The sequence below is a fragment of the Stenotrophomonas sp. NPDC077659 genome (assembly GCF_050268705.1).
Classification (GTDB): domain Bacteria; phylum Pseudomonadota; class Gammaproteobacteria; order Xanthomonadales; family Xanthomonadaceae; genus Stenotrophomonas.
On sequence record NZ_JBNNHG010000041.1, the window covers coordinates 1 to 22,838 of the forward strand.

19 protein-coding genes are annotated in these 22,838 nt (G+C 67.1%); 3 read left to right on the plus strand and 16 right to left on the minus strand.

Annotated features, from left to right (window positions below; genetic code table 11):
- Positions 1-136 precede the first annotated feature (136 nt).
- From ACQKDV_RS08315 to ACQKDV_RS08380, 14 genes are all read right to left on the minus strand, one after another.
- On the minus strand, positions 137-856 hold the full coding sequence (locus tag ACQKDV_RS08315; RefSeq protein WP_427783287.1) for a GntR family transcriptional regulator: 720 nt from the start codon (positions 854-856) through the stop codon (positions 137-139).
- Positions 857-1,070: 214 nt separating this feature from the next.
- Positions 1,071-2,438, minus strand: coding sequence for an SLC13 family permease (locus ACQKDV_RS08320; RefSeq protein ID WP_427783289.1), 1,368 nt, complete (start codon positions 2,436-2,438; stop codon positions 1,071-1,073).
- 104 nt (positions 2,439-2,542) lie between these two features.
- A complete protein-coding gene (gene mdcH, locus ACQKDV_RS08325; RefSeq protein WP_427783290.1) occupies positions 2,543-3,463 on the minus strand; it encodes a malonate decarboxylase subunit epsilon in 921 nt (306 codons plus the stop codon).
- Positions 3,460-4,317, minus strand: a complete 858-nt coding sequence (gene mdcB / locus ACQKDV_RS08330) for a triphosphoribosyl-dephospho-CoA synthase MdcB (protein ID WP_427783291.1) — start codon at positions 4,315-4,317, stop codon at positions 3,460-3,462. The genes mdcH and mdcB overlap by 4 nt, the downstream gene beginning before the upstream one ends.
- Positions 4,314-4,955, minus strand: coding sequence for a malonate decarboxylase holo-[acyl-carrier-protein] synthase (gene mdcG, locus ACQKDV_RS08335; protein WP_427783292.1), 642 nt, complete (start codon positions 4,953-4,955; stop codon positions 4,314-4,316). The genes mdcB and mdcG overlap by 4 nt, the downstream gene beginning before the upstream one ends.
- Positions 4,948-5,658 carry a biotin-independent malonate decarboxylase subunit gamma gene (gene mdcE, locus ACQKDV_RS08340; protein WP_427783293.1) on the minus strand — a complete coding sequence of 237 codons (711 nt, stop codon included), beginning with the start codon at positions 5,656-5,658 and terminating at the stop codon, positions 4,948-4,950. Before mdcE ends, mdcG begins: the two co-directional genes overlap by 8 nt.
- Positions 5,655-6,563 (minus strand): biotin-independent malonate decarboxylase subunit beta, encoded by a 909-nt coding sequence (locus tag ACQKDV_RS08345; RefSeq protein ID WP_427783294.1) that lies wholly within the window; start codon positions 6,561-6,563, stop codon positions 5,655-5,657. Before ACQKDV_RS08345 ends, mdcE begins: the two co-directional genes overlap by 4 nt.
- Positions 6,560-6,880 carry a malonate decarboxylase acyl carrier protein gene (mdcC, locus tag ACQKDV_RS08350; protein WP_427783295.1) on the minus strand — a complete coding sequence of 107 codons (321 nt, stop codon included), beginning with the start codon at positions 6,878-6,880 and terminating at the stop codon, positions 6,560-6,562. The genes ACQKDV_RS08345 and mdcC overlap by 4 nt, the downstream gene beginning before the upstream one ends.
- A gap of 10 nt (positions 6,881-6,890) precedes the next feature.
- Positions 6,891-8,534, minus strand: a complete 1,644-nt coding sequence (gene mdcA, locus ACQKDV_RS08355; RefSeq protein ID WP_427783296.1) for a malonate decarboxylase subunit alpha — start codon at positions 8,532-8,534, stop codon at positions 6,891-6,893.
- A gap of 251 nt (positions 8,535-8,785) precedes the next feature.
- Positions 8,786-10,909: a TonB-dependent siderophore receptor gene (locus ACQKDV_RS08360; RefSeq protein WP_427783311.1), complete on the minus strand. Its 2,124-nt coding sequence runs from the start codon at positions 10,907-10,909 to the stop codon at positions 8,786-8,788.
- Between the two features lie 417 nt (positions 10,910-11,326).
- Positions 11,327-13,012 carry a malate dehydrogenase (quinone) gene (mqo, locus tag ACQKDV_RS08365; RefSeq protein WP_427783298.1) on the minus strand — a complete coding sequence of 562 codons (1,686 nt, stop codon included), beginning with the start codon at positions 13,010-13,012 and terminating at the stop codon, positions 11,327-11,329.
- Between the two features lie 193 nt (positions 13,013-13,205).
- Entirely contained in the window at positions 13,206-13,652 is a 447-nt protein-coding gene (locus ACQKDV_RS08370; protein WP_427783300.1) for an N-acetyltransferase family protein, read from the minus strand.
- A gap of 167 nt (positions 13,653-13,819) precedes the next feature.
- The gene (locus tag ACQKDV_RS08375; protein ID WP_427783302.1) at positions 13,820-14,404 is read right to left on the minus strand and encodes a hypothetical protein; all 585 of its coding nucleotides are present in this window, start codon (positions 14,402-14,404) and stop codon (positions 13,820-13,822) included.
- 145 nt (positions 14,405-14,549) lie between these two features.
- Positions 14,550-15,455 carry a LysR family transcriptional regulator ArgP gene (locus tag ACQKDV_RS08380; RefSeq protein WP_324809083.1) on the minus strand — a complete coding sequence of 302 codons (906 nt, stop codon included), beginning with the start codon at positions 15,453-15,455 and terminating at the stop codon, positions 14,550-14,552.
- 137 nt (positions 15,456-15,592) lie between these two features.
- Between ACQKDV_RS08380 and ACQKDV_RS08385 the strand changes: the two genes are divergently transcribed.
- Positions 15,593-16,228 carry a LysE/ArgO family amino acid transporter gene (locus tag ACQKDV_RS08385; RefSeq protein WP_427783303.1) on the plus strand — a complete coding sequence of 212 codons (636 nt, stop codon included), beginning with the start codon at positions 15,593-15,595 and terminating at the stop codon, positions 16,226-16,228.
- 292 nt (positions 16,229-16,520) lie between these two features.
- Positions 16,521-18,503: an alpha/beta hydrolase family protein gene (locus tag ACQKDV_RS08390; RefSeq protein ID WP_427783304.1), complete on the plus strand. Its 1,983-nt coding sequence runs from the start codon at positions 16,521-16,523 to the stop codon at positions 18,501-18,503.
- A gap of 109 nt (positions 18,504-18,612) precedes the next feature.
- Here ACQKDV_RS08390 and ACQKDV_RS08395 read toward each other — a convergent pair whose 3' ends face one another.
- Both ACQKDV_RS08395 and ACQKDV_RS08400 read right to left on the minus strand, forming a co-directional pair.
- Positions 18,613-20,367: a peptide MFS transporter gene (locus tag ACQKDV_RS08395; RefSeq protein ID WP_427783305.1), complete on the minus strand. Its 1,755-nt coding sequence runs from the start codon at positions 20,365-20,367 to the stop codon at positions 18,613-18,615.
- A 111-nt stretch (positions 20,368-20,478) separates the two neighbouring features.
- Positions 20,479-20,733: a hypothetical protein gene (locus ACQKDV_RS08400; RefSeq protein WP_427783306.1), complete on the minus strand. Its 255-nt coding sequence runs from the start codon at positions 20,731-20,733 to the stop codon at positions 20,479-20,481.
- A gap of 80 nt (positions 20,734-20,813) precedes the next feature.
- Between ACQKDV_RS08400 and ACQKDV_RS08405 the strand changes: the two genes are divergently transcribed.
- On the plus strand, positions 20,814-22,778 hold the full coding sequence (locus tag ACQKDV_RS08405) for an OPT family oligopeptide transporter (protein ID WP_427783307.1): 1,965 nt from the start codon (positions 20,814-20,816) through the stop codon (positions 22,776-22,778).
- The last annotated feature ends 60 nt before the right edge of the window (positions 22,779-22,838 follow it).

Consider the following 22,838-nt stretch of genomic DNA (forward strand, 5'->3'; position numbering starts at 1 on the left):
GACCGTTTGAGCCTGAAGTCGTCCTTGCCTAGGCAAGGACAACACGGTATCTACAGAACAGCGGTCAGCCGTGGTTTGTCGTGGCGGGTCGCAGAACAGCGGTCAGCCGTGGTTCGTCGTGCCGGGCATCATCCGCTCAGCCGCCGCCTTCGGTCGGCAGCGGTGCGGGCACGTTCAACAGCCCACCCTCGGCCACGTACGCGGCCAGCGCTTGGCCCTGGCTCAGCAGGTGGCGTTCCATCGTGCGTTCTGCGGCCTGCGCGTCACGGCGGCGGAAGCAGTCCATCAGCTCGCGGTGCTCGGCCAGCGACTGCGCGGTGCGGCCCGGGGCCAGCAGCTGGCGGCCCCGGTGCATCTTCAGGATGCGGTGCAGGTCGTGGGTGATGCGGATCAGCCACGGGTTGCCGGCGTAATGCTGCACGGTCTCGTGGATGAGGTAGTTGTTGCGGTAGTACTCGGCGATGTTGCCGTTGGCCGCAGCTGTTTCCATCGCCGCATGCAGGTCTTCCAGCTGCTGCACGCCGGCATCGTCGATGTGCCTGACCGCTTCATGCGCGCAGCGGCCTTCCAGCATCGCCATTACCGGGAACAGCTGGTTGAGGTCTTCCAGGGTGAGCCGGGTGACCCGCGCGCCGCGGCCGGCATCGATCTGCACCAGTCCTTCTGCGGCCAGCAGCTTCAGGGCCTCGCGCAGCGGCGTGCGGCTGATGCCCAGTTCCTCGCACAGGGCCGGTTCGTCGATCCATTCACCCGGCGGCAGCCGGTAATCGTAGATGCGCTCGCGCACATGCTCGGCCACCTCTTCGTACAGAGGTGCGCGTTTCTTCGGTGAACGCGGGGCGGGAGCGATGGTCATGGTGGAAAGTGTACTGCCTCCCTGCGTGGAACCTGTAACGCGGTGGGGAAAAGCGATGCGGGGAACGACGGGGAAAAACGGTTGGGGGAAACCGATGGGGTAGAGTCGACCGTTGGTCGACTATCGCGCGAAGCGCGGGATGTTCCGGCATTCGTGCGAGGAGCAGTCGACCAACGGTCGACTCTACCCAGCCGAATCCGCTCGCCCTTTGCACTTACATCCAGCCCGGCACCACGAATACCAGCCACGCCAGCAGCGGGCCAAATGCCACCACCAGGCCGCTGTAGACCAGGAAGCGGCGGAACAGCGTCTCGCGTTCTTCCTTCGCGGCCGAGGCCACCACCAGCGCGCCGTTGGTCGAGAACGGGCTGACATCGACGATGGTGGAGGACACCGCCAGCGCGCAGATCACACCGGCGGCGCCCAGGTGACCCTGCAGCAGGAACGGCACCGCCAGCGGGATGGTCGCGCCCAGCACCGCCGCCGATGAGGCGAATGCCGAAACGATGCCACCGACGTAGCAGACCAGCAGCGCGCCCAGCAGCGGAATGCCTATATCGGACACACCATTGCCGATGAAGTCGACCGCGCCGGCATGTTCCAGCACACCGATGTAGGTCACCACGCCGCAGATCAGCAGCACCGTCGACCAGCTGATGCCATCGACCGCACCCTTCTGGCTTTGCGGCGAGAGCAGCGCCAGTGCCACGGCTACGGTGATCGAGACCAGGCCCACATTGAGGTTGTAGATCAGCGCGGCCACGCCCAGGCCGAGCAGGCCGATCAGGGTGAACAGACGCTCGCGGGTGAGGGCCACTGCCTCCAGCGCGGCCGGATCGTTGGACAGCGTGCCGCCACCGGCCGCGACCAGCGCGCCGTGGCCTTCGATGGCGAACTGCCGCGACGAGGCCTGCGGGCCACCAGCCATGGCCAGGTCGGCGCTGCCAACGGTGCCGGCAGCGGTGATCGAACCGCGGCGCATCAGCGCGATGCCACCGAAGGCCAGGAAGCAGATGATGGCCATCATGAAGTTGAAGCCGAGGCTGGTCAGGAACACCGCCATCTCGGTTACTTCCAGGCCCGCCTTCTGCACCACGCCGTTGGTGATGCTGCCGTACACGCTGATCGGCGAGAAACCGCCGGCCTGCGCACCATGGATCACCAGCAGGCCCATCATCAATGGGTTGATGTTGTACTGCTTGGCAAAGCGCAGCGCGACCGGGCCGATGATGGCCACGGCGGCCGGGCCCAGCGCGCCGAAGGCGGTCAGCACGGCGGTGATGATGAACATCACCCACGGTATCGCCACGATGTGGCCGCGCACGGCTTTCACCGCCCAGTGCACCAGCAGGTCGATGGTGCCGTTCTTCTGCGCGATGGCGAACAGGTAGGTGATGCCGACCAGGGTCAGGAACAGGTCACCGGGGAACCCGGCCAGCACTTCCTTGCCACCCATGCCGACGAACACGCCGCCGATGATGAAGGCCAGCGCAAAGGCCACCGCGCCCATGTTGATGGGCATGGCGGTAGCGACGATGAACATGACCACCAGACCGATGATCGTTGCGATTTGTGGACTCATGCGCCCTCCCAGACACGTGACTCGCGTACAGCTTCGATGGAGACCCGCCATCCCGGGGTAAGGCGTCGTACAACGTGAGGCGTGATACGTACTGCTCGAACCCGTTACTGCAGCCGCTCCAGCGCGCTGCGGACCCATGCCGCCGCGCCGTCCAGGCTCTGGAACTCTTCCACCGCGCGCATCTCGCAGCACGGGTAGGCCGGCGCGACCATGCGCGCCAGGGCACTGCCGGGACCCAGCTGCAGGAACACCCGCGCGCCGCGCTCGAAGGCTTGGCGCATCACCTGCGCCCATTCAATGGTCTGCGCCAGCTGCACCGACAACGTCTGCACCGCCGCCGCGCGATCACGCACCGGTCGCGCATCGATGCCGGCCAGCAATGGCAGGCGCGGCGCCTGCAGCGGCGAGGCATCGAGTGCAGCGGCGAACGGTTCGACGGCGGACTGCAGCAACGGCGTATGTGCGGGTACATGCACCGGCAGCAGGCGGATCTCCGCACCGTGCGCGCGTGCCGCGTCGGCCAGCGCCTGCAGTGATGCATGGGTGCCGCCGACGATGAAATGATCCGGTCCGTTGGCGATGGCCACATGTGCGCGGTGTGCATCACACAGGGGCTGCAGCGTGGCTCGCTCCAACCCCAGTACGGCCAGCATTCCCGCATCGACAGGACTGGCGGCGTCCATCAGCTGCGCGCGCCGTGCGGCCAGGCGCAGGCAGGTGCCTGCATCGACGCTGCCGGCGACCGCATGCGCGGCCAGCTCACCGATGCTGTAGCCGGCCACCAGCAGTGGTGCCGGCAACGCATCGCGCAGACCCTGCCAGTGCGCCAGCGTGGCGGCACACAGCAGGGGTTGCGCCAGCGCATTGTCGAAGCGGGCATCGTCGGCGGCGGCCGCGATGACATCACGGCCGAGCAAGGCGCTCGCCGCCTGCAGCACATCGCTGGCCGCAGGCAGGTCACGCACGCGGTCGAACATCGCAGCGTGCTGGGCACCTTGTCCGGGGCAGAGCAGGGCCAGGCTCACGCGACCTCCTGCTGCAGCAGGAACCAGCTGCAGGCCAGCAGGTCGGCACTGCCGCCGGCGCTCAGGCGGCGCGCGACAAAGCCGTCACCGATGCCGTGCAGGCCCGCCTGCCAGCCGGGTGCGAAGGCACCGCCACGTTCCAGGAAGGCGCGCGCCTGCTGCTGGGCCCAGGCCAGGCCTTCGGCGCCGCCCCGGTGCAGCAGGTTCAGGTCATCCACCTGCGCGACCAGCTGCATCAGGGTCTGGCACATCGCCGCATCACGCGGCAGACCGTTGTGCAACGCATGGCGCAGCGTCGGCACCGCCAGTTCGCGCAGCACGGGGTAACCGGCAGCGGCCTGCTCGCGCACGCCCGGCACGCCGTGGCGCAGGCGCGCGCGCTGGCCGGGGCTGGATGCATCCAGCGGCGCCGCGGCGAAATCATCGGCCCAGTGCTGCACCGCCACGCAGACCTGTGCCGCAGGCGCGGGGTGGCCCTGCAGGCGGCGGCAACGCGCAGCGGCGGCCACCAGCAGGCCCAGGCTGAAGATGGCACCGCGATGGGTATTGATGCCGCCGGTAGCGCGCAGCATCGCGTGCTCGGCGGCGATGCCGTGCGCGCGCAGCAGTGCGAACGGCGCATCATCGGCACCGGCGCTGGCGACCGCAGTGAAGTAGTGGCGCAGCGCGAACAGGCTGCGCAGGAAGGTGCCGGCATCCATATCGTCATGGCTGCCGGTATCGAACGGGGTGACCAGGCCCGGCTTGGGCGCGCAGGCCAGTTCGGCATGCAGGCTGGCGATGGCCAGGCGGCCCAGGCGCGCGCTGTCCACGCGTCGGGTCACCGGCAGGGCAGGCTGCGCAAGGGCATTCATGCGGCCACTCCGGCGGCGATGAACAGGCGCTCGCGGGCCTCCAGCGCAGCACCGTCCAGGCGCTTGACCAGCACCTGACGGCTGCCACCGGCGTATTCGCGCCAGTTCACCGCGCCACCATCGGCCAGGCACAGTTCGCCGTCCACGCGACGGCCGTGCTCGCGCTCCCAGGCCAGCAGGCGCGCGACCAGTACATCGGCATGCTCCGTGGCGTCCACCGGCCACAGCAGGTCGATGTCCGAAGCCGCGTGCACATAGGGCAGGCCGCTCAGGTGCTGCCAGGCGAAGGCGCCGAACACGCGGGCCGGGGCAATGCGCGCCAACGCGTGCAGCGCGGCCTGCCAGTCGCTGGCAACGCCGCTGGCAAGCAGCGCTTCCAGCGTCGGCGGCGGCTGCTGGCGCAGTACGTCGTGCAGCGGCACGCGCAGGGCAATGCGCTGCTTGCCTTCGCTGGGCGGCAGTGGCACGCCCAGGCGCAGCCGCGGGTCGGGATCATCCACGGCACGCCGCGCCGCCATGGCCGGCAGGCCTTGCGCGAACCACGCTGCCAGGCGCGGCTCGTGCGCGGCCACGTCGGCCCGCCAGTCGGCATGCGCCGACAGCCAGACCAGCGTGTGGCGGGCGGGCCGCTCAGGCATCGCCGCGGGCCACCGCAGAGCAGACATCGGCCGCCAGCGCACGGCCGCCGCGCTGGGCACCGCGTGCGGCGCGCAGGTCGCCGTCGCTGGGCGTACGCAGGGCCTGCAGCAGGTGCTGGGCCAGATCGCCATCCCACAGCGATTCGACCGCGCCCATCGCCACGTAGTTGGCCACGCCCGGTGCGAACACCGGAGAGGTCTGGCTGAGGGCCTGCAGTTTTTCCAGCGGTTGCTTGGTCACCCGTGCCATCGCGCGCAGGTCCATCACCCGTACCTGCGCATCGGGCAGGGCATGGATGTGGTCGGCCATCAGACCGAAGGACAGGAAGCCGCCACTCACCGATTCGCCATACACCAGCGTAACCAGGCGTGCGCCACGGCGGCGGGCCAGATCCAGGGTCTGCGCCAGATGTGCGAAGTACCCATTGATGCCCAGCAGTTCATCGCGACGGGCCAGGCGCTGCCCGGCCGTGTCGGCCAGCATCACGATCGGCCGCTGTGGATGGGTGGCGGTACTGGCCAGCACGGTTTCGGCCAGCACCAGCGCATGGTCCACGCCCACCTCGATGCGGTCGGTGGTGCCGATCACGGTCACCTCGCCGTCTGCGGTGGTGGCCGTGCCGGTCAGCACCGAATCGCGCACCTCGATGCGGTGGCCCTGCGGGAACAGGGCGTCGAGCAGGGACTGCAGCGGGGCACTCATGGCAGGCTCCGGTCGGCGGTGGTGGCGAGGAAGGCGTCGGTATCCAGCAGCGGCAGGCGCTCGGGCTCGGCGATGCCCTGGCGGGCCCAGATCTCCACGCCATCGCGGCACTCGCCCCAGGCGTGGACGCGTGCCTTCAACGCGGCGTGCCGCTGCTGAAGCGCGCTCAGTGCAGTGTCGGTATCGCTGCTGGCTGCATCTGCGTGCAGCGCATCGGCCGCAGCACGGGCGAACGCCTCGATGGCATCGGGCACCAGCACCTGTGCCTGGTCGATCAGATAGCGGTGCTTGCCGCCGGTCACCCGCCAGACCAGGGCGCGGTCTCGCGAATCGAATTCCTCCACGCCGCGCACGGTCTCGATCACTTCCGGCCCGGACAGTGACATCCGGCCTTCTTCGGACATGATGACGGTGGCGCAGCAGCGGGCGACGATGCCCATGCCGCCGAACGCGCCGTTGCCGCTGCCGATCAGGGCGATCACCGGGACCCCGGTGGCACGTACAGCCAGGGTGGCGCGCATGATTTCGGAAATGGCGATCAGCCCGGCATTGGCTTCATGCAGGCGCACGCCGCCGGTATCGAGCAGCAGCAGCACGCCGTCGGGGTGGGTGTCCACCGCGCGGCGCAGCAGGCCGGTCAGCTTGGCGCCGTGCACTTCGCCCACGCCGCCACCCATGAACTGGCCCTGCTGCGCGGCCAGCAGGACGCGCTTGCCCTGCAGCGTGGCCTCGCCAACGACGATGCCATCGTCGAACGCGGCCGGCTGGTCGAGCTGGGCCAGGTGCGGGCTCATCATCCGCCGCGCGGGGCCGAGGAATTCCTTGAACGAACCGGCATCGACCAGCCCGGCAATGCGTTCGCGCGCATCGGCTTCGTAATAACTGTGGCGTTGGACGTGGCTCATCGCGTGCCTCCCGCCAGCAGGGTTTCCACCGCCTGGTCCAGGCGCAGGCTGACCACGGCCGGGGTCGCACCGGCATCGTTGATCGATACGCGCACATCGCGCAGCGGATGGCGCTGGGCGAAGTCGGCGATGACCGCCTGCCAGATGGTGCCGAAGCCCTGCGCGGCGGTGATGATGCGTACTGTCATCGCGCCCTCCAGTGCGGCAGGTTCCAGCAGGATTTCCAGGTTGCCCGAGGCGAGCACGCCCACCAGCACCGCATCGCGCGGGAACTGCACGGGGGTACGGCCTTCGAAGCGATAGTCGAGGGTTTCCATGCTCTGTCCCTTACCAGTTGCGGAAGCGCTTGGGCGGGTCGTACAGGCCGCCCGACCAGCGCACGAGATCCTTCACCGAACGCGCGGCCAGCAGGTCACGGCTGGCATCGCGCGGCGAGATGCCGAGATCCTCAGGACGGCGGATCACACCCCGGTCGCGCAGGTTTTCCACCATGGCGCGGTCACGGCCCAGGCCGACGGCGGTGTAGCCGGACACGCCGCGGATCGCCTGTTCGCGCTCTTCCGGCGTGCGGCACAGCAGCAGGTTGGCGATGCCTTGTTCGGTCAGTACGTGGCTGACGTCATCGCCGTAGATCATCACCGGCGGCAGCGGCATGTCCGCGCGCTCGGCCAGTTCCCAGGCATCCAGGCGCTCGACGAAGGCCGGTGCCATGTGCTCGCGGAAGGTTTCCACCATCTGTACCACCAGCTTGCGCCCGCGCGGCATTTCACCGGGTCGCGCAGCCTGTTGGCCGGCCTTGATCCAGGCATCGCTGGCGTGGCGGCGGCCGCGTGCATCGGAGCCCATGTTGGGCGCCCCGCCGAAGCCGGCGATGCGATCGCGCGTGGCGGTGGAGCTGTTGCCCTGCAGGTCGATCTGCAGCGTCGAGCCGATGAACATGTCGCAGGCATACAGGCCGGCGGTCTGCGAAAACGCGCGATTGGAGCGCATCGAACCGTCGGCACCGGTGAAGAACACATCGCCACGTGCGGCGATGTATTTCTCCATGCCCAGTTCCGAACCGAACGAATGCACCGATTTGACGAAGCCCGATTCGATGGCCGGAATCAGCGCAGGATGCGGGTTGAGCGCCCAGTGCTGGCAGATCTTCCCCTTCAGCCCCAGCGATTCGGCATAGGTGGGCAGCAGCAGTTCGATGGCGGCGGTATCAAAGCCGATGCCGTGGTTGAGTCGGTTCACCCCGTACTCGGCGTAGATGCCCTTGATGGCCATCATCGCCATCAGCACCTGGATCTCGGAAATCTGCGCCGGGTCGCGGGTGAACAGGGGCTCGATATGGTTCGGCCGCGGCGCCTGCACCACGAAATTGACCCAGTCAGCGGGGATATCGACGCGGGGGAGAGTGTCGACGATTTCGTTGACCTGGGCGATCACGATGCCGCCGCCGAATGCGGTGGCTTCCACGATCACCGGGGTGTCTTCGGTGTTCGGGCCGGTGTAGAGGTTGCCGTGGCGGTCGGCGGCCTGCGCGGCCACCAGCGCCACGCGCGGGGTGAGGTCGATGAAGTAGCGGCCGAACAGTTCCAGGTAGGTATGGATGGCACCGATCTGGATGCGCCCTTCGGCCACCAGATTGGCCAGCCGCACTGACTGCGGGCCGGAGAACGAGAAATCCAGCTTGGACGCGATGCCGCGCTCGAACACGTCCAGGTGCGAGGGCAGGGACAGCACCGACTGCACCATGTGCAGGTCGTGCACCCGTGCCGGGTCGAGATCGGCCAGCGCCTGGGCGAGGAAATCGGCCTGCTTCTGGTTGTTGCCCTCCAGGCAGACCTTGTCGCCCGGCTCGAGCAGCGCATGCAGCAGCTCGGCCACGTCGGCAGCAGCGACCTGGCGGCCCTTGGCCAAAGGCGCGGCGCGTTGCAGGCGGGCCTGGCGGCTGCGTTCCAACGTGTCCCAGCTCGGGTTCATCGACCGGCTTCCGAATGGCGTTGGAATAATTACCGCATAATTATGAAGGGCTGTGCAACCTGCAGTGCAGCAAAAAGAAGGGCCCGCACGCATGCGGGCCCATTCAGGTATTGAAGCTGGAGGCCGTGCCGACCAACGGTCGGCACCCACCCGCATTGCGAGTAGATCCACGCCATGCGTGGATGGAGCCCGGCGATAGGGTCAGAGCCCTTTCCGGTGGAAAGGGATCAGACCCGGGGCATGCGCTGACCTCAGAACTTCCAGCGCAGGCTGGCCGCCACGAAGCGCGGTTCGCCGTAGTTGTTGTAGTCCAGGTTGGCCCAGTAGGTCTTGTCCAGCGCATTGCGCACGCTCAACGTCGCCGTCCAGTTGTCGCTGATGCGGTAGTTGGCGTTGAACTGCACCAGTGCATACGCCGGCTGGTTCACCGTCACCGTGCCACCCAGCGGGTAGACGACGTTGTAACCCTGCACCTTGCTCTGCCACTGCACGCCAGCGCCCACGCTCAGGCGTTCCAGCGCACCGCGCAGGCGCACCTGGGTGTTGAGCTGCAGCAGGTCCTCGGCCGGGTTCGCGTACAGCAGGTCGGTCGCGGCGCGGGTCACCTTGACGTGGGTGAAACCGGCGTTGATCGTCCAGCCCGGCAGGATCTCTCCGTTGACGTCCATTTCCCAGCCGCGTGCCTTGGTGCCGTTCACCCCGATATAGGCCGAGGTGCCGTCGCTGAGCGAATTGTCCGGCACGCTCATGTCACGCACCGCGTAGTTGTCCTGCTTGGCTTCGAACACCGCAGCGTTGGCGGTCAGTCGGCCATCGAACCACTGGGTTTTCAGGCCCGCTTCCAGGTTCGAGCCCTGCACCGGCGCCAGCAGGTTCTCGTTCTTGTCTTTGTAGTTCTGCGGATTGAAGATTTCGGTGTAGCTGGCATAGGCCGACACGTTCGGGGTGATGTCATACACCAGGCCCACGTATGGGGTGACTTCATCGGTGACCTTGTACGCACCGCTGGTGGCGGTATAGGCACCGGCTGCGTTGTAGGCGCGGGTGCGGGTTTCCCAGCGGCTCAGGCGCGCACCGGCGATCAGTGCCAGCGGGTCGGCCAGGCGCAGGCGGGTGGCCAGATACACGCCACTCTGGGTGGTCTTGGCCACGCGGCGCGCACCGGTACGGGTGTAGGTCACCTCGGAAATGTCGCCGTTCCAGTCGTAGACATTGGGAATGTAGTAGCAGCGCTCATTGCCACAGCGCGCCCAGTCGGTCGGGAAGTTCAGTGTGGTGGTGTTGGTCGTGCCTTCCAGGTCCGACCACTGCGTGCCCAAGGTCACGTCATGTTCCTGGCCCCACAGGCTGAAGGTGCCGGTCAGGTAGGCATCCACGTTGCGGCGGGTGTCTTCCGCATCGCCGGCCGCAGCGCGCAGGAAGATGCCCGAGCCGTCCACCGGGTTCGGGTTGCCGGTGCCGTACAGGCGCACGTTCTGCACGTTGCCGCGGGTGTAGGAGGTGTTGACCTTCAGCAGCCAGTCGTCACCGAAGCGCTGTTCCAGGTTGGCGAACACGGTGCTGGTTTCGCGCTGCCAGTAGCTCCACTTCGGCGACAGGTTGGTCGAGCGCGGCAGGTGGGCGAAGTTGCCCTGGCTGTCGAAGAACGGCACGGTGCCCCAGGTCGAACCTACCGGGTTGTTGTCCTGGGTCTGGTAGCCGACGGTGACCGTGGTGCTGTCGGTCAGGTCGCCTTCCAGCACGGCCATGCCGGCCATCTTGTTTTCCTTGTAGCGGTCGTAATAGAAATCACGATCGGTATAGGCGGCGACCACGCGGCTGCGGAAGCGGCCATCGTCGGTCAGCGGCGCGGTTACGTCGGCCTCCATGCGGCGGTAATCCCAACTGCCGGCGCTGACCGAGAACGAGGCGTCGAATTCCTTGCCCGGGCGCTTGCGCAGCAGGTTCACCGTGGCCGACGGCACGCCGGCGCCGCTGAGCAGGCCGTTGGCGCCGCGGATCACTTCCACGCGATCGTAGAAGGCGGTGTCGTATTCCTGGTTGGTCGAGCCGCTGTAGGTGGGGATGCCATCGACCTGGAAATCGGTGATGGCAAAGCCGCGCGCGTAGTACAGCGGGCGCTGGGTGTCATAGAAGGACACGCTGACGCCGGTGACGTTGCGCATCACGTCGTTGATGCTGAACAGCGATTCGTCCTGCAGGCGCTGCAGGCTGATCACACTGGAAGACTGCGGGGTTTCCTGCAGGGTGATCGGCAGGCGGGTGGTGCTGGCCGGGGCCGCGGACTGTTCGGCGCGCACGCTCACCCGGTCCAGGGTCTTCGCGTCGCTGGCATCGGCAGCGGCTTCGGCGGCCGATGCTGCGGGTGCGGCCATGGCCAGGCAGGACAGCAGGGCGGTCGGCAGCAGCGCACGGCGAGGCAGAGGGGAACGGGCAGGCAGAGGGGAACGGGCAGGCAGAGGGGAACGGGCAGGCAGGGTCATGGAGGGCTCGGCGAGGTGGAAGAGGGGTGGAAGAGGGGTGGGAGCGGCAGCCGTCGGCCAGCACCCGGGCGGCGGCGTCGGGTGGGCTCAGATCCATCTGGGAGGCATGCGGGTGTCGTGCGGGACGCAAATGTAAATCGTTCTTAACAACATTACAATTCGTGACAATGGGAAATGGTGTCTGCGCATCGGCAAGGGGTCAGCGCCCTCCGCCTGCGGCGCAGGGATCCGACCCCTGCTGCTGGGGCACCACAAACAAGAACGGCCACCCGAAGGTGGCCGTCCGTGCGTCCCGCAGAGCGTGCGGGCTTACAGCGCCTGCAGCTCTTCGTTGGCGTTGCGCTTTTCCGGCGCGGCCGGGACAGGCGTTGCAGCGCTCTCCACCGGCGCGCCTTCAACCGGCACCTCAAGGTAGGGCAGGTGCAGGGTCTGGCTGGTCAGCGTGCGGATCTGGTTGGTCAACGCCGGGCTGTCGTTGAGCTTCTGGCCGTACGACGGCACGATCTGGCGCAGGCGGGCTTCCCAGCCGGCCTTCATCTGCTCCGGGAAGGCCTTGGCCATCAGGTCCAGCATGATCGGCGGCGAGGTCGAGGCACCCGGCGAAGCACCCAGCAGCGCGGCCAGGGTGTGGTCCTTGTCGGTCACGATCTCGGTGCCGAACTGCAGCACCGGGCCCTTCAGCGGGTCACGCTTGATGATCTGCACGCGCTGGCCGGCGGTCACCAGCTTCCAGTCACCCGGCTTGGCGTTGGGGAAGTACTTCACCAGCTCGGCCTGGCGGTCGGCGTCGTTCAGGCGCGCCTGGGCCATCAGGTACTGCACCAGGTCCAGGTTGTCCTTGCCCACTTCCAGCATCGGGCCGACGTTGTTGTGGTTGACCGAGGAGTACAGATCCCACCACGAGCCATGCTTGAGGAACTTGGTGCTGTACAGCGCGAACGGCCCGAACAGGATCACCGGCTTGCCATCCAGCTTGCGCGCATCCAGGTGCGGCACCGACATCGGCGGCGAACCGGTCTCGGCCATGCCGTAGGCCTTCACGTGGTGGCGCGAGGTTACGTCCGCGCCCTGGAAGGCGAGGAACTGGCCGCCCACCGGGAAGCCGGCGTAATCCTTCGATTCGGGGATGCCGGACATCTGCAGCAGCTTCAGCGCGGCGCCACCGGCACCGATGAACACGAAGCGGGCATGGGTGGTGGTTTCGGTGTTGGCCTTCAGGTCCTTCACCGTCACGTTCCAGCTCTTGTCGGCGTTCTGCCGCAGCGCGCTCACTTCATGGTTCAGGTGCAGGCTGAAGTTCGGGCTGCGCTGCAGGCCGGCGGTCAGCTGGCGGGTGATGACGCCGAAGTTGACGTCGGTACCCAGCGGCATCCAGGTGGCGGCCACCTTCTGCTTCGGGTCGCGACCTTCCATCAGCAGCGGGGCCCACTGCTTGATCTGCGCCGGATCTTCCGAGTACTGCATGCCGTAGAACAGCGGGTTCTTCACCAGCGCCTGCTGGCGCTTGTGCAGGTAGGCAATGTTGTCATCGCCCCAGACGAAGCTCATGTGTGGCGTTGGGTTGATGAAGTCGCTGGGCTGGCTCAAACGCCCTTCCTTCACCTGGTGCGACCAGAACTGGCGCGAGACCTCGAAGCTTTCGGCGATGCCGACCGCGCGCTTGGTCTCGATGCTGCCGTCGGGCAGTTCCGGGGTGTAGTTCAGTTCGGCGAATGCCGAGTGGCCGGTGCCGGCGTTGTTCCAGCCGTCCGAGCTTTCGTTGGCCACGCCGTCCAGGCGTTCATAGACCTGGATGTTCCAGTCCGGCTGCAGTTCCTGCAGGTAGGTGGCCAGGGTGATGCTCATGATGCCGGCACCGACCAGGACGACGTCGACCGGCTTGTCGTTGCTGGCGGCGGGCACCGAGCGCTGGGTCAGCGGCCAGTACAGGAACAGCGCGGCGGCCAGCAACAGCAGCACGAGCAGGGCGATAAGAGCCTTGCCAAATTTCTTCATGGGAATGACTTGGGCGTGGGGAAGGGGGCAGGATGCGCGTTGGGATAGCAAATGGCGTGAAGAAACAAAGCCTTGCAGCGACCTGGCGCGATTTTAACCCGATCCGGTCCGGTTTTGCTGCAATGCAGCATCCCTGCCCTTGGACGCGCTGGACACCCTGGTAGCGACAGGCCATGCCTGGCGACCCGTTTAATCACACCAATTCCAGAATCTCGTCGCCGGCCTCATCCACCTCGCCGGTCGGCCGCCAGCCCAGATGGCGGTAGAACCCATGCGAACGCGAGCGGGGATCGGCCGAGCAGGCCAGGAACAGGCGGCCATGACCGGCGGCGCGGGCCAGTTCGACCACCTCCTGCAGGAGGCGCTGGCCGATGCCGCGGCCTTCGTAGTCCGGCAGCAGCGCCAGCACCAATACCTCGCCACTGTCGCGGTCGGCGAAGCCGTAGCCGACCACCGTGCCGTCGTCCTCGGCGATGCGGCCGATGAAATCGCCTTCGGCGATACCGGCCGCCCAGCTCTCCGTGGTGATGCCCAGTTCGGCCAGCTGCGCGGCGCTGAAGGCGTTCTCGCGGGTACGCCCGCGCAGGTCGATGCAGGCGGCCGCATCAGTGGCAAGGGCGGGGCGGTAGTGGATCGTCATGGATGTTCCCTGGGTAGCGCCAGGCCGTGCCTGGCGGAGGTTCTTCGATGCCAACCAAGGTTGGGAGCCACCGGCGCGCTGGCGTTAGTCAATCACTGCCGATCCGGTAGCGCCAGGCCATGCCTGGCGGACGTGGTTCGTGGCGGCGACCACTACGGTGGCAGCATTCAATCACTGCCGATGGTGAAGTACTCCGCAGCGAAGTAGCCCACCTGGTACGCCAGTGCCACGCCGGCCAGCACCACCTGCGCGCGCGCCGTGCGCAGGTTCCAGCCCAGCACGCAGACCACCATCATCAGTGCCGTATGCAGCGGATACGCCTCGCCCAGCAGCCGCCAGCGACTCTGCCCCTTGATTGCCGTATCCACAAGGTCCAGAAGCGTCAGCGCGGCGATCACACTGAAAATCCAGCGGCGGCGCTGCAACAGGTACCTACCGTAGCTGCCGAACTCGCGCAGGTCATCGGGGAACAGCAGCGCGCACAGCAGGAACCAGGTGGCGCAGTAGCCGATCACGAACAGATAGGTCTCGAACGTCCAGCGATGCACTTCGATCAGGCGGAACTCCCACCACCAGAACGTCACCAGCGACACCAACGCCCACGCCACCCAGCACAGATGCAGGGCCGAACAGCCACGCCGCTGCGGGTGCTCGATGATCTGCGCCAGGCCCTTCAGCAGCGTGGTGATCGACAGGCCCAGGATGATGCCCATCACCACGCGGATATGCAGGAATACCGGTTCGGTCTGCATCGCCCAGCCCCCGCAAGGTCGGTTGCGGCGATGCTGGCACAGAAAGGGGGGGGGGGCAGAGCCCGTTGCGCGGCAACGGGATCCGACCCCGTGCCGACCAACGGTCGGCACCCACCAACCGCAGCATGCCGCCCAGCGGCCGGCACTACCGCTTCCGCCGGACCAGCGTGCTCGATGCCTCCAGCACCGCCCGGGTCAGCAGCGCCATCGTCTGCACATCGCCCTTCCAGTGCTGCCAGTACAGCGGCACGTCCTCCCACGCGCGCTGCCGCACGTAGACCAGACGCCCTGCATCCAGATGGCGCTTTACCAGTGGCAGTGGATTCATCGTCCAGCCCAGCCCGCCCAGGTTGGCTTGCACGAACGCTCGCGTGGACGGGATCCACCACGTCGGCGCCGTGCCCGGCAGGTCATCACCGGCCATCCGCCGGGCGAAGCGTGATTGCATGTCGTCCTTGCGGTTGAACACCAGCACCGGTGCCTGCGCCAGTGCCTGTGCGGTCACCCCCTTGGCGAAATGGCGCTCGCGGAACGCCGGCGTGCAGGTGGCGGCATAGCGGATGCTGCCCAGCGCGTGGATCTGGCAGCCCTGCACCGGCTCGTCCAGCGTGGTGACCGCACCCAGCACCGTGCCCTGGCGCAGCAGCTCCACGGTGTGGTCCTGGTCCTCCACGCGCAGGTCCAGGGTGGTGCCGGTGTTCTGCGCGAACTGCTGGGCGGCCTGCGGGAACCAGGTTTCCAGGCTGTCATGGTTCACCGCCACCGGAATGCTGGCCTGCGGCAGGTCTTCATCGGCCAGGCCCATGCGGTGCAGGGCATCGTGTTCCAGCAGGGCGGTCTGCTCGGCCAGCTGCACCAGCAGCTGGCCCTCTGCGGTGGCCGTGGCCGGGGTGCCGCGCTTGACCAGCAGGCGGCCGATCCGGTCTTCCAGGGCCTTCACCCGCTGGGAAATGGCGGAGGGGGTCACATTGAGCGCCTGTGCGGCACGGTCGAAGCTGCCTTCGCGGATTACCGCCGCCAGAGCCCGCAGCTGGGCGTGGTCGATGCGCATCCAATTAAGCTCCGCTAATGTTGGTTTAGTAAGTTTAGCTCGTCTTTTCCATGTTGCGGCGCGACAATGGCGCCCGTTCCGGTGCTGTCCGCCTTCGCGAGGCACCGTCCCCCCAGCAAGACAAGGCAGTGAATCCCATGTTTTCGGTCATCTCCGCCAGCACCGGCCTCGGTGCCTGGTTCTCTGGTGCAGCCACCGGCATCGGCCTGTTCGCCGTGGTCGGTGCCCAGAGCGCCTTCATCCTGCGCCAGGGCATCCTGCGCAAGCACATCGTGCCGGTGGTCGCCACCTGCGCGGCCATCGATGCGTTCTTCATCTTCGCCAGCGTGGCCGGTCTGCGCACGCTCACCTCGGCACTGCCGTGGCTGACCAGCGCCGTGTTGTGGACCGGCGTGGCCTTCCTCGCCTGGTATGCGATGAAGTCCGCGCGTCGTGCCTTCGCCGGTGGCGGTGGCATGGGCGAGGCCGACAGTGATGACGGCAGCCGCCGTGCGGTGCTGCTGGCTGCCGTTGGCTTCTCGCTCATCAATCCGCATTTCTGGCTGGACATGATGGTGATCGGCTCGATCGCCGAGAACTTCGGCCATGCGCGCATGGCATTCGCCGCTGGGGTGGTCACCGCCAGCTGCCTGTGGTTGACCGCGCAGGGCCTGGGCGCACGCCTGCTGGCGCCGCTGTTCACCAAGCCCAGCACCTGGCGTGTGCTGGACGGGACCATCGCCGTCATCCTCAGCATCCTGGCGCTCACCCTGGCCGTGCGCGGCGTGAACTGAGCGCTGCACCGACACCACACTCTCTCCAAGGTCGTGGCTGCGGCGGCATCGGTAACGATGCCGCCGTTCTTTTTTCTGCGTGGCGCTGGCAGCATGCTGCTGGTAGGGACGTGGTCGGGCGGCAACCCTTGCGATGTCCAATTCTGTGCCCCCCAACGCCAGCCCGGCCGTGGCACCTGCGGGCCGGGCTGGCGGGCGCCCTGGGTGGGAATGAAATGCGGCACTGGCAAGCGTGTTGCGTGCCTGCCTACAATCCGGATGCGGACAAGGTGTCCGCTGCATAGGGGGAAGGATGCGCAAGACAATGATGGCCGCGCTGCTGGCGCTGGCCTGCACCGTGCCGACCGTGGCCGGTGCCGTGGACCTGGAAAAGTTCGTGCGCGAAGAGACGTTCAAGGACGTCAAGATCTCGCCGGGGGGCGACTACTTCGCGGCGACCGTGCCGTTGGAAGACATCACCGCCGTGGTCATCATGCGGACCTCGGACAACAAGATCACCGGCAGTTTCCGGCCGCCGCGCAACAATCACGCGACCCGCTTTGACTGGGTCAGCAACGAACGGCTCCTGATCGAGCTGTCGCAGAAGTTCGGTTCGCTGGACACGCCGCAGCGTACGGGCGAGCTGTACGCCATCGACGCCAATGGCGGGCGCGGCGAACTGCTGGTCGGCTACCGCGTGGAAAGCAACGGCCCCGGTACCCGCATCCAGCCGAAGAAGGTCGAGGCGGTCGCGGCGTTCCTCACCGACGAACTGGCCGGCGACGACCGCAACGTGCTGGTTGCGGTATGGCCCTTCAGCGATGATCCGTTCACCCGCGTGGAGCGCCTGGATGTCCGTTCCGGCCATCGCGTGGCGGTGGCACGTTCGCCGGTGCGTCGCGCCGATTTCGCCACTGACAACAAGGGAGAGGTCCGGTTTGCGCATGGCGCGGGCAGCGACAACGTCAACAAGCTTTACTACCGCGAAACGGGCAGCAGCCAATGGGCGCTGGTCAACGATGAAGCCATCACCGGCCGCATCGAAACCGTCATCGGCTTTTCCGACGACAACAGCCTGGCCTACCTGAAAGTGCAGGAGCCGAAGGGACCGGACCAGCTGGTCAGCTGGAACCCGGCCACCAAGGAGCGCCGCACCCTGCTGGTGGATGAGGTGGTCGATCCCTACCGCATCATCTACCGCAACGGCACAAGCGTACCGGTGGGCGCGCTTTACGTGGGTGACACCACACGCAGCCGTTTCTTCGATGAGACCTCGGCTGATGCGCGGCTGTACCACAGCCTGGAAGCTGCGTTCAAACAGCCGGTGCTGATCACCTCCAGCACACGCGATGGGAAGACCGTGCTGGTGGAGACCTGGACCGGCAATGACCCCGGTTCGTTCTACGTGTTCGACACCGTGGGCAAGTCGGCCCAACACCTGATCAGCCGCAGCGACTGGCTGGACGTGGACACCACCGCACCGGTGCGCGCGGTGTCCCTGAAGGCCCGCGACGGCCTGCCGCTGCATGGTTACCTGACGCTGCCGCATGGCAGTGACGGCCGCAACCTGCCCATGGTGGTCCTGCCGCACGGTGGCCCCTACGACGTCTTCGATGACGGTCGTTACGACATTGAATCGCAGATGCTGGCCGATGCCGGCTATGCCGTGCTGCAGATCAACTTCCGTGGCTCGGGCAACTACGGCCGCGCGCATACCCAGGCCGGTGCACGGCAGTGGGGCGGCACGATGCAGGACGATGTGACCGATGCCACCCGCTGGGCCATCGGGCAGGGCATCGCCAACAAGGATCGCATCTGCATCTACGGCGCCAGCTACGGTGCGTACTCGGCGATGATGGGCGTCGCGCGCGAACAGGGCCTGTACAAGTGCGCCGCAGGCTATGTGGGGGTGTACGACCTGCCGATGATGTTCACCCGTGGTGACATCCAGAACCGTGGTTCCGGTGCGACCTACCTGCGCGAATGGCTGGGCGATCCGGCCCAGCTGGGCCCTGTCTCGCCGGTCAACCTCGCCGGGCAGATCAAGGTGCCGGTGTTCCTCGCTGCAGGCGGCGAGGACGAGCGCGCGCCGATCGAGCACACCAAGCGCATGGAAGCGGCTCTGAAGAAGGCGGGTACGCCGGTGGAAAGCCTCTACTACAGCACCGAAGGTCACGGCTTCTACCGTCCCGAGCACCGCCGCGAGTACTATTCCCGCCTGCTGGCGTTCCTGTCGCAGAGCCTGGGTGGGGCCACGGCCAGCGCCACGCCGCCGGCTGGCAGCAAGGCACCGTAAGTTCATCGGCTCACGTCGGCCGTGTGCTTCAGAGTGCCGGGCAGTTCAGGCTACCCGGCCGTTGCCCGGCCATCAACCGCCTGCATGGCGGGCGCTACGACGGCGGTGGTCACTTCACCCCGTGCATCATCCTCTTCAGCAGCGGCGCGGCGATGAAGGCGGCCACCGCACAGCCCAGGCCGATCCACATCAGCAGCCAGAACAGGTGCGCGTAGGCTCCTGCGGCCGCCACCATGTCCAGTGATTCGCCTTCGGGCACCTCGATTGCCGCCAGCTTGCCGAACAGCGCGGCCAGCGTTTCGGAAAACGCCGTGGCCAGGAACCAGGTGCCCATCATCAGGCTCATCACCCGCGGCACCGCCAACTGGGTCACCGCTGACAGGCCGACCGGCGACAGGCACATCTCGCCGCTGGCCAGCAGGAAGTAGGCCAGCACCAGCCACCACACGCTGGCCATTTCACCCGTGGCACCGACCTGCTGCGCGGCGAGCGCCAGCGGCACGAAGGACAGTGCACCGATCACCAGGCCCCAGGCCGATTTCACCGGCTTGCCCGGCTCCCAGCCGCGGCGGTCCATCCAGGTCCACAGCGCGGCAAAGGCCGGTGCCAGCAGCACCAGGAACAGGCCGCCCAGGTAGGTCAGCGAACCGGCGGTCTGCGGAATCACCTGGCAGTCGCGCACCAGCAGCACCAGCATCAGCGCGACGATGGCGATGAAGAACACGCGCGGTGCGTTGGAGCCGGGGCGACGCTCGGACAGGCGCGCGCTGACCACGAAGCCCAGCGGTGCCAGCAGCAGCGACACGATGGACCACGGCAGCGGGGTACCACCGGTGATGACCAGCGCCGGCACGATGTCCTTGGTCAGCAGGCGGTCGGTGAAGGTGACCCAGGAGCCGTAGGACTGCTCGTACAGCGTGAAGAACACCAGCGCCATGAAGATCAGCACCATCAGCGCGATCATCTGCTGGCGCTGCACCGGCGTGCACTTGCGGCCGGTGAACCAGGCGAACCAGACCAGCACGCCGCCCAGCACCACCAGCATCAGCATCAGCGCCAGGCTGATCTCGCCACCGAGGGCGAAGGCGCCGTTGCCGGCCGCCCACATCAGCCACGCCACCGGCAGCACGCCGATGACCGCGCACAGGTAGATCAGCCATTCGCGCGGCAGGCCCAGCACCTTATGCTTCAGTGCGGCCGGCTGCGGCGGCTCGGCATGGCTCTGCAGGTACTTCTGGCCCCACAGGAACATCGCCAGGCCGGCCAGCATGCCGATGCCGGCGGCACCGAAGCCGTACTTCCAGCCATAGGCTTCGCCGAGGAAGCCGCAGACCAGCGAAGAGAACAGCGCGCCGAGGTTGATGCCGGCGTAGAACAGCGAGAAGCCCGAATCGCGGCGCGGGTCGTCCTGCGGGTAGAGCTTGCCGACGATGGTGGAGATGTTGGGCTTGAGGAAGCCGACGCCCATGATGATCAGCGCCAGCGACAGGTAGGTCACCGCAAGGGCCGAGGTGTCGCGCACCACCTCGCCGTTCACCCGGTACGCGGCGTGGCCCTCGAAGGCCATGCCGAGGTGGCCCAGCACCAGCAGGATGCCGCCGAACAGCACGGCCCGGCGCATGCCCAGCCAGCGGTCGGCGAGCATGCCGCCGAAGACAGGGATGCAGTACACCAGGCCGCCGTAGGCCCCGAGCAGGTCCAGGCCGGCCTTGTCACCGAACAAGTGATACTTGGTGAGATACAGCAGCAGCAGCGCCTTCATCCCGTAGAAGGAAAAGCGCTCCCACATTTCGGTGAAGAAGCAGACGTAGACGCCTTTGGGATGGCCGAGGAAGTCGTCGGAAGCGATCGCGGTAGCATTCATCGGCGGATTATAGAAAAAGGGGACGGAGGGGATTAAGTCGTTTGTGCCGCAAACGCCTTAATCCCCTCCGTCCCCTTTTTTACAGGTACCGCGGCCAGGCCAAGGTTGCGTCTACAGCATCACCGCCAGCGCGCAGGCCACCAGCGGGCCGGCCAGCGCGATCGTGCTCAGGCCGGTGGCCCGGATCACCCGCAGGTGCAGCGTGTCCGGCGGCAGCTGGTCGATGGAGGCCAGCCGGCGAGGGCCATACGCTGCAACCGTACACTGCAGATGGAATGATATAACATGCCATATGCGGCGGGGCCAGCCCGGCTTTGCGCCATCGGTCGGTTGCCCGTGCACGTGCGGTGCGTTGCACTGCCGCATCTGCCCCATCCTTTGGCACGCTGGACTTGCTCTGCCCTGAACGCTAGCGTGGCAGGGATTTTTTGCCAGCAGGGGCTTCCATGAACCACGACGCTGCGCCCAAGCAGCTCACCTTCCGCGCAGTGGCCCTGGCCATCGTGCTGGCGGTGGTGCTGTCGGCGGCCAACGCCTATCTCGGTCTGTTCGCAGGCCTGACCATCGCCACCGCCATTCCCGCAGCGGTCATTTCCATGGGCGTGCTGCGCCTGCTGGGCGGTGGTTCCATCCTCGAAAACAACATCGTCCAGACCGGCGCCTCGGCCGGTTCGTCCATCGCCGCCGGCGTCATCTTCACCATCCCGGCGCTGGTCATCATGGGCTACTGGCCCGACTTCAAGTACTGGTGGGTGCTGGGCATCGCCGGTCTGGGCGGCCTGCTGGGCGTGCTGTTCTCGGTGCCGCTGCGCCGCTCGATGATCGTCGAAGACCCGCTTCCCTTCCCGGAAGGCAAGGCCGCAGCCGAAGTGCTCAAGGCCGGTGAGAACCCCGGCCCGGGCCTGAAGATCCTCGGCCTGTCGGCCGTCATCGGCGCCTTCGTCAAGCTGGCCGCCGAAAGCGGCCTGCGCCTGATTCCCGATGCCTGGTCGACCTCGGCTTACGTCGGCAGCTCGAAGATCACCGCCTTCATCGGCACCAACCTGTCGCCGGCGCTGCTCGGCGTCGGCTACATCGTCGGCCTGAACGTCGGCATCGTGGTCGTGTCCGGCTCGATCCTGACCTGGCACATCGCCATCCCGATCTACCAGGCGTTCTTCATGAACACCGATCCGGCCCTGGCCGCGTCGGTCGCCACGGCCTCGTCCACCGAGGCCGCGTTCGCCATCTGGGGTGCGAAGATGCGCTACCTGGGCGTCGGCGCGATGCTGATCGGCGGCATCTGGACCCTTATCTCGCTGCGCAAGTCGCTGCTGAACGGCGTCAAGAGCGGCTTTGCGGCCGCGCGCAAGAGTGGCGGCCCGGTGCTGGCGCATACCGAGCGCGACCTGCCGATGAAGTGGATGCTGGTGGCTCTGGTGGTCTTCGTGCTGCCGCTGCTGGCCCTGTACCAGGCCATCGTCGGCCAGTGGCACGTGTCGATCCCGATGACCATCATCATGATCGTCGCCGGTTTCCTCTTCGTGTCGGTGTCGGCCTATCTGGCCGGCCTGATCGGTTCGTCCAACAACCCGGTCTCGGGCATCACCATCTCCACCATCCTGTTCGCCTCGGCCGTGCTGGTGGTGCTGCTGGGCGCCGATGGCCTGAAGCCGGTCGGTGCCGGCGGTGCGCCGCTGGGTGCGGTGGCCGCGATCATGATCGGTGCGGTGGTCTGCTGTGCTGCGGCGGTGGGCGGTGACAACCTGCAGGACCTCAAGGCTGGCTACATCGTCGGTGCCACCCCGTGGAAGCAGCAGCTGATGCTGGGCATCGGCGCGTTCTCGTGCGCGCTGATCATGGCCCCGGTGCTGAACCTGCTGGCCACCGCCTACGGCATCGGCGTCAAGTCCGAGCTGCATCCGAACGCGCTGGCCGCGCCGCAGGCCAACCTGATGGCCTCGGTGGCCAAGGGCCTGTTCGGTGGCGAACTGCCGTGGACCTTCATCGGCATCGGTGCCGTGGTCGGCGCGGCCATCATCGCCTTCGACAGCTGGCTGAAGTCGCGCAACTCGCGCTTCCGGGTGCCGGTGCTGGCCGCCGCCATCGGTATCTACCTGCCGCTGGAACTGATGGTGCCGATCTTCCTCGGCGGCCTGATCGCCTACCTGGTCGAGCGCTTCCACAAGGTACGCGCCGATGACGAAGAAGGCCGCGACCGCGTGCACAAGCCGGGCGTGCTGTTCGCTGCCGGCCTGATCACCGGCGAGGCGCTGATGGGTATCGCCATTGCCGTGCCGATCGTGGTCAGCAGCCGCGCCGATGTGCTCGCCCTGCCGTTCCATCTGCCGGCCGCGCAGTGGTTCGGCCTGGCCGTGCTGTTCCTGGTCGGCCTGCTGATCTACCGCACCGGCAAGCGCGCCATGGCGTGAGAGAATGGGGTAGTGCCGGCCGCTGGCCGGCAATCTGCCTGGTTGCCGGCCAGCGGCCGG